This is a genomic window from Bradyrhizobium iriomotense (genome assembly GCF_018130765.1).
GTDB classification, from domain to species: Bacteria; Pseudomonadota; Alphaproteobacteria; order Rhizobiales; family Xanthobacteraceae; genus Bradyrhizobium; species Bradyrhizobium iriomotense_A.
Genome location: NZ_JAFCJZ010000010.1, coordinates 252,990 through 263,476, shown reverse-complemented (window position 1 = coordinate 263,476; position 10,487 = coordinate 252,990). Strand labels below are relative to the sequence as shown.

Annotated in this window: 9 protein-coding genes; 5 read left to right on the top strand and 4 right to left on the bottom strand. The window is 64.3% G+C overall.

All coding sequences use genetic code 11. The features are described from left to right. Positions 1–220: 220 nt before the first annotated feature. Positions 221–1,609, bottom strand: a complete 1,389-nt coding sequence (locus tag JQ635_RS19430) for an MFS transporter (RefSeq protein WP_211411419.1) — start codon at positions 1,607–1,609, stop codon at positions 221–223. Positions 1,610–1,712: 103 nt separating this feature from the next. Between JQ635_RS19430 and ggt the strand changes: the two genes are divergently transcribed. Beyond that, positions 1,713–3,461, top strand: coding sequence for a gamma-glutamyltransferase (ggt, locus tag JQ635_RS19425; protein WP_211411418.1), 1,749 nt, complete (start codon positions 1,713–1,715; stop codon positions 3,459–3,461). Positions 3,462–3,538: 77 nt separating this feature from the next. Here ggt and JQ635_RS19420 read toward each other — a convergent pair whose 3' ends face one another. Continuing rightward, on the bottom strand, positions 3,539–4,204 hold the full coding sequence (locus tag JQ635_RS19420) for a glutathione S-transferase family protein (protein ID WP_211405171.1): 666 nt from the start codon (positions 4,202–4,204) through the stop codon (positions 3,539–3,541). A gap of 151 nt (positions 4,205–4,355) precedes the next feature. On the opposite strand from JQ635_RS19420, the gene JQ635_RS19415 reads away from it, so the two are divergent. The 4 genes from JQ635_RS19415 (at position 4,356) to panE (ending at position 8,125) form a co-directional block, all read left to right on the top strand. Next, on the top strand, positions 4,356–4,952 hold the full coding sequence (locus JQ635_RS19415) for a DUF2239 family protein (RefSeq protein WP_211411417.1): 597 nt from the start codon (positions 4,356–4,358) through the stop codon (positions 4,950–4,952). A gap of 87 nt (positions 4,953–5,039) precedes the next feature. Beyond that, positions 5,040–6,389 carry an MATE family efflux transporter gene (locus tag JQ635_RS19410; RefSeq protein ID WP_211411416.1) on the top strand — a complete coding sequence of 450 codons (1,350 nt, stop codon included), beginning with the start codon at positions 5,040–5,042 and terminating at the stop codon, positions 6,387–6,389. Positions 6,390–6,480: 91 nt separating this feature from the next. Beyond that, a complete protein-coding gene (locus tag JQ635_RS19405) occupies positions 6,481–7,089 on the top strand; it encodes a 2-hydroxychromene-2-carboxylate isomerase (protein WP_211411415.1) in 609 nt (202 codons plus the stop codon). A 112-nt stretch (positions 7,090–7,201) separates the two neighbouring features. Continuing rightward, positions 7,202–8,125 (top strand): 2-dehydropantoate 2-reductase, encoded by a 924-nt coding sequence (panE, locus tag JQ635_RS19400; protein WP_211411414.1) that lies wholly within the window; start codon positions 7,202–7,204, stop codon positions 8,123–8,125. A 195-nt stretch (positions 8,126–8,320) separates the two neighbouring features. Here the strand turns inward: panE and JQ635_RS19395 are convergent, their stop codons facing one another. Together JQ635_RS19395 and JQ635_RS19390 are read right to left on the bottom strand one after the other, a co-directional pair. Then, complete coding sequence (locus JQ635_RS19395) at positions 8,321–8,914, bottom strand: c-type cytochrome (RefSeq protein ID WP_211411413.1); 594 nt, start codon at positions 8,912–8,914, stop codon at positions 8,321–8,323. Positions 8,915–9,108: 194 nt separating this feature from the next. Further along, positions 9,109–10,383, bottom strand: a complete 1,275-nt coding sequence (locus tag JQ635_RS19390) for a PQQ-dependent sugar dehydrogenase (RefSeq protein WP_211411412.1) — start codon at positions 10,381–10,383, stop codon at positions 9,109–9,111. Between the last annotated feature and the right edge of the window lie 104 nt (positions 10,384–10,487).

The window sequence follows — 10,487 nt, the reverse complement described above, 5'->3', positions numbered from 1 at the left end:
TCACCTTCAAGAACGGCCTCGAATACTTCCATGCCGTCGCAGCAGGATGGAGCCTCAGAGATATGTGCATGCCCTAGCGCGAAGGCGGGGACCCATAACCCCAGGGAGAAATTGCGGCGCGAACTGGTAACTACGAGTCTTCGCCAAACCACTTCCTGTGGTTATGGGTCCCGGATCTGCGCTCCGCTTCGCTGCGCTTGTCCGGGACGACATCGGAGTTTTATTCCGCTCGCACCCGCATCAATAGCCCCAGCCCTGCGACGAAGAACACCACCAACACGGCCATGCCGGCCTTCTGGCTCGCGGTCGCCGCGGTGATCATGCCGATCAGCAGCGGGCCGATGAAGGACGTCACCTTCCCGGTCAGCGCGAACAGGCCGAAATACTGCGCGATGCGATCCTTGGGCGCGAGGCGGATCAACAGCGTGCGGGAGGCCGCCTGAAGCGGACCGCCGGCGGCGCCGATGAGGCAGCCCAGCACGAGATAGGCGCGCTCTGCGGCGGCGGCAAACAGCGCACCGCCGGGCTCGGGCGGCGCGACCTTGATGAAGAAGATCGAATCCTTGTCGACCAGAAGGATCGCCGCCACCGACAGCAGCAGGACCAGCAGGCTGCCGGCAATGACGCGCTTCGGCCCGAGACGATCATCGAGCTTGCCGCCGAGCCATGCGCCGAACGTGCCGGCAATCGCGAGCATGATGCCGAAGCTGCCGATCTGGATCGTGTGCCAGCCGAACGTGCCCGCGGCGTAGATGCCGCCGAACGCAAACAGCGACACCAGGCCGTCGGTGTAGATCATGTTGGCAAGCAGGAACGCCGCGAGCGACTTTTGCTGCGGCAGACCCTTGATCGATTGCTTGAGCTCCAGCAGGCCCTCGCGCAGCGCCTCCCGCACCGGCAGCTTCGCCGGATAGTCCGGCGTGAACAGGAACAGCGGCGTCACAAAGACGATGAACCACAGCCCGGTCAGCGGTCCGACGATGCGGTCGCCCTGGTGCGTGGCGGGATCGAGCCCGAACAACGGCTTGAAGCCGAGCAGCGTGCGTCCGGTCTCGGGGTTGGCGGCGAGGAAGCCGAGCACGATGATTAGGCTGACGATGCCGCCGATGTAACCCGTGGCCCAGCCGGTGCCGGAGAGCCGGCCGATCCGCTCCGGCGGCACCAGGGTCGGCATCATTGCGTTGTTGAAGACCGTGGCGAATTCCGCACCGACGCTGGCAAGTGCCACCGCGGTGAGCAACGGCGGAATGACCGAGGGATCGCCGGGCTTGCCGATCCACAGCGTGCAGGATGCCAGCACCAGCAACGTGCCGAACCCTGCGATCCAGGGCTTCCTGCGGCCGGACGCATCCGCGATCGCCCCGAGCACCGGCGACAGCAGCGCGATGGCGAGACCCGCAGCCGCCATTGCGAAGCCCCATAGCGATTGGCCCGTGGCAGGATTCGGCGCAACGCTGGTCGCGAAATAGGGCGCAAACACGAAGGTCGTGATCAGCGTGAAATAGGGCTGCGCGGCCCAGTCGAAGAAGATCCAGCTGACGACAGCCGCGCGCGGCGGATAGGTCCGCTGCACGCCCGCCATGCGCACATCGGGGGCGATCGTCGTCATTCCGAAGTCCTCATCACGAACAGTTTTGTCTCTCTTAGCGCAAACCGTATAGCATTGAGGAGAGGCGTGTGAACCTGCCCGAGGCCACGGCGGAAATTTGATAATGTCGTCATATTGGACCCGGCGGACATTTGTCGCCTTCTTCTCCATTCTGGCGCTCGGACTTGCGCCTGCGACCGCGCAGGATGCGCGGCGGGCTTATGTTCCGCCGCCGCTCGATACGGTGCATGCCGTTGCCGCCGAGCACGGCATGGTGGTGGCGCAGGAGAAGATCTCCGCGCAGGTCGGCGCCGACATCCTGCGACGCGGCGGCAATGCGGTCGATGCCGCGGTCGCGACCGGCTTTGCGATGGCGGTAACCTATCCGCGCGCCGGCAATATCGGCGGCGGCGGTTTTATGGTGATCCACTCCGCCGAACATAACGAAGACGTCACAATCGACTATCGCGAGACCGCGCCGGCCGCGACCACGCCGCAGATCTTTCTCGGTGCGGACGGCAAACCTGATCCGGCGAAGTCTCGCGATTCCGCGCTCGGGGTCGGCGTGCCCGGCACCGTTGCCGGTTTTTCCCTGGCGTTGGAGAAATACGGCTCGGGCCAGTTCACGCTGGCGCAGCTGCTCGAGCCGGCGATCGCGCTCGCCCGCGACGGATTCGTCGTCAGCGATGACATCGCCGACAGCTTGCCGGGCTGGCACCGGCGCCTCGCGCGCTGGCCTTCCTCGGCAAAGATTTTTTCACGTCCTGACGGCGCTTCGCTCGGCGAAGGCGATCGGCTGGTGCAGGGCGATCTTGCCGATACGCTGTCAGCCGTCGCCGCGCAGGGGCCGCGCGGCTTTTACGAGGGCCCGGTTGCGGAGAAGCTCGCCAGGGCGCTGTCGGATGCCGGCGGCATCATGACGACGGCCGACCTGAAGGCCTATCAGCCGGTGATCCGCACGCCGGTGCGCGGCAGCTATCGCGGCTACGACATCGTCTCGATGCCGCTGCCGTCCTCCGGCGGCGTGGTGCTGGTGGAGACGCTCAACATCCTCGAAGGCTTTCAGCTCAGTGATCTGAAGCAGGGATCGCCGGCATCGCTGCATCTCCTCGTCGAGGCCATGAAGCGCGCCTATGCGGATCGCGCGCGCTATCTCGGTGATCCCGCTTTCGTCAACGCGCCGATCGAGACCCTCACGTCAAAGGACTATGCGGCCAAGCTCCGCGCGGGCATTTCCACCGATCGCGCCACGCCGTCAAAACAGCTGGCATCCGCCGCCGACGCGCCGCGCGAGGGCAGCAACACCACGCATTATTCTGTCGTCGACAGCCGCGGCAATGCGGTCAGCAACACCTACACGCTGAATTTCAGCTACGGCGTCGGCCTCGTTGCCGAAGGCACCGGCGTGCTGCTCAACAACGAGCTCGACGATTTCACCGCGGCGGTCGGCGCCTCCAACGCCTACGGCCTCGTCGGTTACGAGCCCAATCTGCCCGGCCCCGGCAAGCGGCCGCTCTCCTCGATGTCGCCGACCATCGTCTTGAAGGACGGCAAGCCGGTACTGGTGACCGGTTCGCCCGGCGGCAGCCGGATCATCTCCACCGTGCTCCAGGTGATCGTGAACGTGCTCGACTACAAGATGGATGTCGCTGCTGCCGTCGCCGCGCCGCGGCTGCATCATCAATGGCTGCCGGACGAGGTGCGCATCGAGCGCGGCTTCTCCGACGAGGTCCTGTCCGGGCTGAAGGCCATGGACCACGTCATCGTCGAGCCGATGGGGCAGACCTCCGCCAATTCGATTCTCGTGACACCGAATGGTCCCCTCGGCGCGCCCGATCCGCGCACGCGCGGCGCGGAAGCCGCAGGACAGTAAGCGCGTCGTTGCATGGCAAGGCAGTGCGCGCACGCTTGCGCAGGCCGACGCGCACCGCCCCGGAATGACGGGGCTAACTACCGTCCCACCTGATACGGCCCGCCCTTCTCCAGCGCACGCGCATAGGCCGGGCGCGCATGAATGCGCTCCAGGAACGCCATCGCCTTGGGATGGCCCTGCTCCAGCCCGCCGCGCGCTTGCGCGGCTTCCAGCGGGAAGCTCATCTGGATGTCGGCGGCGGTGAACTCGCTGCCGGCAAACCACTCGCTCTTCGCAAGCTCGCCTTCCCAATAATCCATGTGCTGCTTGAGCTGCGGATTGACCAGCGCGGTCAGCGCCTGGTTGCAGACCTTGCGCACCAGCGGACGAAGCAGCGCCGGCGCGCGCTTCGGCATCAGCGTGAACAGCAGCTTCAGGAGCAACGGCTGCATCGCCGAGCCCTCCGCATAGTGCAGCCAATAGGTGAAGCGCAGCCGCTCCGGCGTGTTCGGCGGCGGGATCAGCCGGCCGTTGCCGTAGGTGGCGATGAGATATTCGATGATCGCGCCGGACTCAGCGATCGTGTTGCCGTTGTCGGTGATGACAGGCGACTTGCCGAGCGGGTGGATCGCGCGCAGCTCCTTCGGCGCGCGCATGTCCGGCTGGCGCTGATAGCGCACGATCTCGTAGGGCACGCCTAGCTCTTCGAGCAGCCACAGCACGCGCTGTGAGCGCGAATTGTTGAGGTGGTGAACAGTCAGCATCGTGAGGTCCCCAGGCTAGACGTGGTCGATCGTCCGGGCCGTTCGTGCCAGCCCGGGAACACAATGTCGAGCCGTCGGCGTGGATATTTTCACCCGGGTATATTGACGTCGATAATTTACCCGGGTATTAAAGAGCCCAGCATCGTCAAAAATGGCAATGATTCCAATGCAGAAGATTTTCACCGCCTTTCAGGGCCAGCGCCGCCTGGTGTCCGGGCCGGCAGGAGAGGTCGCACTGGTCGTCAAGCGGGTGGCGCAACGGCCGGACGAGCCCATCATCATCTCCGAGGACGCTACGGGCCGTTCGATCGACTTCGACCTGCGCGGCGGGGACCGCGAGGTGCTGGCGCGCCTGGCGAAGCTTGTCCCGCCCCCGGTCGAGGAGACCGAACCACCGAGCGAGCCGCGCGGACGCGGCCGGCCGAAGCTCGGCGTGGTCGCGCGCGAGGTGACGCTGTTGCCGCGGCACTGGGAGTGGCTCGGCGCGCAGCCGGGCGGCGCCTCGGTCGCGCTGCGAAAACTCGTCGACGAAGCAAGGCGCGCCAGCGGCGACAAGGACCGCGAGCGGCAGGCGCGCGATGCGGCCTATCATTTCATGTCGACCATGGCTGGCAATTTGCCGCAGTTCGAGGAAGCCTCGCGCGCGCTGTTCGCGGATGACCGGCGACGCTTCACCGGACTGATCGCCGACTGGCCCGCCGACATCCGCGACCACATCGTCAAGCTCGCCTACAGCGACCGCGCTTAGGCGCGCTTCTCTCTCAACCCCATCGACGCCCCAAGCCGCGCGCATTGCGCGGCAACGGCTTCGCACGCCCTGATGAAAGGCAAATCCATGTCTGCTCCGAAACCGCTCTGGACAACATTCCTCCGCTTTCTCGCGCCGCTGATGCTGAGCAACGCACTGCAATCGCTGTTCGGCACCGTCAGCAATGTCTATCTCGGCCAGATGATCGGCGTCGACGCGCTAGCAGCGGTGTCGGCGTTCTTCCCCGTGATGTTCTTCCTGTTTGCCTTCGTCATGGGCCTGAGCACCGGAGCCACCGTGCTGATCGGCCAGGCTTTTGGCGCGGGCGAGCACGGCAGGATCAAGAGCGTGGTGGGCACGACGCTCGCAGTCGGTCTCTTGCTGTCGGTCTCGGTTGCGCTGGTCGGCGGGATCTTCAGCCGGCAGTTGATGATGATGCTCGCGACGCCCACAAACATCCTGGACCAAGCCAGTGCCTATGCACGCATCGTGCTGCTCACGATGCCGCTCGGCTTCGTCTTCCTGCTGATGACGGCGATGATCCGCGGCGTCGGCGACGCGCTCACGCCGCTGCTGGCACTGGCGCTATCGACGACGATTGGGCTGATCCTGACGCCGATGCTGATCCGCGGCACCTTCGGATTGCCGGCCGTCGGCATCACCAGCCCGGCATGGGCGGCGGCAATCGCCAACGCGCTGACGCTGATCGCGCTGGCCGTCTATTTGCTGCGGAAGAACCATGCGCTCGCACCGGACGCTGCATTGCTGGGTCATCTCCGGCTCGATCGCGCCATGCTCGGAAAAATTCTCGGCATCGGGCTGCCGAGCGCGATCGGCATGGTGGTGATGGCGATCGCCGAACTGGTGCTTCTCGGCCTCGTCAACGGTTTTGGCTCGAACGCCACCGCGGCCTACGGCGCTGTCAACCAGGTGATGGGCTATACGCAGTTCACGGCGATGTCGATTTCGATCGCGGTCTCGATCCTCGGCGCCCAGGCCGTCGGCGGCGGCGACAGGGCCCGGCTCGACGGCATCGTGCGAACCGGCCTTGCGTTGAACATCATCCTGACCGGCGGCCTGGTCGCGCTGATCTATCTCGCGCCGCGCGCGGTGCTCGGGATCTTCATCACCGACGGCGCCGTGCTCGATCTGGCAAAGTCGCTGCTCGACATCGCCCTGTGGAGCTCGGTGCCATTTGGCCTCGCCACGGTGTTCTCAGGCGCGATGCGTGCTGCCGGCGTCGCCTTCACGCCGATGCTGCTGTCGATCTTCGCGATCGTCGCGATCGAGCTGCCGGCGGCGATCATTCTCAGCCGCACCGTTGGCCTGACGGGCGTGTGGGCCGCCTATCCCATCGTGTTCTGCGCCATGTTCCTTTTGCAGATGGGCTATTACCTGCTGGTGTGGCGCAAGCGGGCAATCCGGCGCCTGATCTGACCCGTCAAAGTATTATGACCGTCATTAAACGATGGACCTGTGGCGCAGCCTGCGCCACAATGCCAAAAAAGCGCCTCCAGGGAGAACGAACTTGCCCCGCACAGCCCCGCAATTCCTGTTCGATTTCGGCAGCCCGAACGCCTATCTCAGCCATCTCGCGATCCCGGCGATCGAAGAGCGGATCGGCGTCAAATTCGAATATGTGCCGATCCTGCTCGGCGGCATCTTCAAATCGACCAACAACAAGTCGCCGGCCGAGACGCTCGCCGGCGTCAAGAACAAGCGCGAGTTTCAGCAGGTCGAGACCGAGCGCTTCATCAAGCGCTTCAAGGTGCAGCCCTATGTCATGAATCCCTTCTTCCCCGTCAACACGCTGAACCTGATGCGCACCGCGATCGCGGCGCAGCTCGAGGGCGTGTTCGAAAAATATGTCGAGGCGGCCTTCCACCACATGTGGCGCGAGCCGAAGAAGATGGACGACCCTGAAATTGCGATGAAGGCGCTGGCGTCCTCCGGCCTCGATGCGCAAAAGCTGTTCGCCCGCGCCGGGGAACCGGAAGTGAAGGGCAAGCTGATCAAGAACACCGAGGAGGCGGTCGCCCGCGGCGCCTTCGGCTCGCCGACCTTCTTCGTCGGCAACGAGATGTTTTTCGGCAAGGAGCAGCTGCGCGAGGTCGAGGAAATGGTGCTGGAGAAGTAGACCCTCCTTCGCCGGCGACGGAATGTGATCGCGGCAGCATTCTGGATTGCTTCGCTTCGCTCGCAATGACGACTATAGATGGACCGCCAATAGCAACAAAAAGGAATATCCCATGCGTATCCTCGTGGTCGGCGCCGGCGCCATCGGCGGCTATTTTGGTGGCAGGCTGTTGCAGGCCGGCCGCGACGTCACCTTCCTGGTCCGGCCGCGCCGCGCCAGCGAGCTGGCGAGCGCCGGTCTCGTCATCAAGAGCCCGAATGGCGACGTGACCCTGAAGAATCCGCCCACCGTGCAGGCCGACGCGCTCAAGGACAAGTTCGACGTCGTGCTGCTCAGCTGCAAGGCCTTCGACCTCGACGACGCCATCAAGTCGTTTGCCCCGGCGGTCGGCCCGAACACGTCGATCATCCCGATGCTGAACGGCATGAAGCATCTCGATACGCTGGATGCCAAGTTCGGCAAGGAGCGGGTGCTCGGCGGACTCTGCGCCATCGCCGCGACGCTGAACGAGAAGCACGAGGTGGTGCAGCTCCAGCCGATGCAGTCGCTCAATTACGGCGAGCGCGACGGGAAGCTGTCTGACCGCGTCAAGGCGATCGACGAGGCCTTCAAGAGCGGCATCAATGGCGCCACCGCCAGCCAGAACATCATGCAGGACATGTGGGAGAAGTGGGTGCTCCTCTCCTCGCTCGCCGCAAGCACCAGCCTGATGCGCACCTCCGTCGGCAATATTTTGGCCGCTCCCGGCGGCCGGGATTTCCTGCTCGGCATGCTCGATGAGACCAGCGCGGTCGCTACGGCGTCCGGCTATCCGCCGGGTGGCCCGTTCTTCGAGCGCATCAAAGGCAATTTCACCACCGAGGGATCGCCGATGACCGCGTCGATGTTCCGCGACATCAAGGCGGGCCTGCCGGTCGAGGCCGATCACGTCATCGGCGACCTCATCGCCCGCGCCGATGCCGCCAAGGTGCCGGTGCCGAAGCTGCGCATCGCCTACACGCATCTGAAGGCGTATGAGAAGCAGCGGGCGGGGTAGCTCGCTCGCGCTCCAGACACCGCTGTCGTCCCGGACAAGCGTAAGCGCAGATCCGGGACCCATAGGACATGGCGCGCGACGCCGTCACTTCGAGTCCCCATAACCACATCTTGCTGTGGTTATGGGTCCCGGATCTGCGCGCGCTTTGGGCGCGCTTGTCCGGGACGACGGCAGAGTTTGTGGCTACACTTTCCGCTATTTGAGATTCGCCAGATAATGCGAGACGGCCGTGATTTCCTCGTCGCTCATGTGATACGCGACATCGGCCATCGCCGCGACGCCGCCGCCCACGCGGGCGCCCGCCTTATAATCATGCAGCGCCTTGACAAGATACTCCTCACGCTGCCCCGCGAGCCGCGCGACGGCCTTGGTGCCGGCAAAGCTGTCGGTATGGCATGAGGCACAGCGGCGGCCGACGGCGACTTGCGCGCCTTTTTTCGACAGATCCGGATCGTTGTCTTCCGCTGCCTTCGGCGACGTCATTTGCGAAAAGTAGGCGCCGAAATTGCGGATGTCCTCGTTGGTAATCTCTTCCGCGATCGGCTGCATCTGGTCGTTCTTGCGCGAACCCGCGCGGAAGAACACGAGCTGCCACTGGATGAACTGATCAGGCTGGCCGGCCAGCGAAGGGATGTTCTCCGTCTGAGAAATGCCGTTTTCGCCGTGACAGCCGGAGCAGGCGGATGCCTTGTCCTTGATCGCGACATTGTCGGCGGCGCCGACTGGAAGGGCGCCGAGCGTCAGGAGCGCAATCGCGCTGATTGCGTGCGAGGTGAACTGCCGGCGCATGATGGGAATTCCGATCTGTCGAGTTCGTCATTCGGGGGCGGCCGCTGGGCGAGCGCCCGGAATCCATAACCACCAATCGGGGTTATGGGTTCCGGATTGCGCGCCGGTAGCGCGCAATCCGGAACGACGGCGTAGAACGTTGAAATGAATGAGGCTGCGACCATCGCGCGGTCGCAGCCTCTTCTCGTGTCGCGCTACTTCTTGCTGTAGCTGATGCGATAGATCGCGCCGGCCCAATCGTCGGCGACGAGGATCGAGCCGTCCTTGGCGAGGATGATATCGGCGGGACGGCCGAGATAGCCCTGGTCGCCCTCGATCCAGCCGGAGGCGAACACCTCCTGCTTGGCGTTCTTGCCGTCGGGTCCGACGATCACGCGCATGATTCGGGCGCCCTGGTACTTGTGCCTGTTCCAGGAGCCGTGCTCGGCGATCAGGATGTTGTTCTTGTACTCGGCGGGAAATTGGTCGCCGGTGTAGAACTTCATGCCGAGCGGAGCGACGTGTGCGCCGAGGTTCAGCACCGGCGGCGTGAACTCCGAGCATTTGTGGCCCATCGCGAACTTCGGATCCGGCAGGTCGCCCTGGTGGCAATAGGGATAGCCGAAATGCTCGCCCATCTTGCTGATCATGTTCAGCTTGTCCGACGGCAGATCGTCGCTGACCCAGTCGCGTGCGTTCTCGGTGAACCAGTATTTGCCGGTGCGCGGATCGACGTCGCCGCCGACCGAGTTGCGGACGCCGAGCGCATAAATCTCGGCATTGCCGGTCTTGGGATCGACGCGGCGGATCTGCGACACGCTGGTCGGGGGAATGCCGACATTGAAGGGCGGTCCGAACGGCAGGAAGAACCAGCCCTCCTTGTCGACCGCGATGTACTTCCAGCCATGCGCGGCATAGGACGGCATGTCGTCATAGACGACCTTGCCCTGGCCGAGATTGTCGAGATTGGCCTCGGCATTGTCGTAGCGGATCAGCTTGTCGACCGCGATGACATAGAGCGCGCCGTCCTTGAAGGCGAGACCCGTGGGCATGTTCAGCCCCTTGAGGATGGTCTTGACCTCCTTCTTTCCGTTGTTGTCCTTGATGGCATAGACGTTGCCGAGGCCGAACGAGCCGACGAACAGCGTGCCCTTGTCACCCCAGGCCATCTGCCGCGCGGCGAGAACGCCGGGCGCATAGACCTCGATCTTGAAACCGGCCGGCAGCTTGATCTTCTTCATCATCGCCGCAAGCTCGGCCTCCGAGGCGCCGGTCGGCGGGCCCGAGGGCGGCGCGAGGCCCTTCTGCGCCTCGGTCTCGTCGCCGAGGAACCAGTCATCCGGCGGATGGGTCCAGAACTCCTTGGTGCCGGATTCGTATTTCTTCAGTACCCGGTTTTTGTCCTGCTGCTGCGCATTAACAACGCTGGTCCCGGCAAGAAGGGCAACCGCTGCAAGCGCCAACACGGATCGATGGAACATCGATGTCATCGCGTCACTCCCCTAAGGCAGCCGTCAGGGCTGCACGTTCTTGTTTTGCTGTTTGAGTAGGCGAAGTTCGGAGTCTGTCAGGACGACAGACGTAAAAAGGTTAG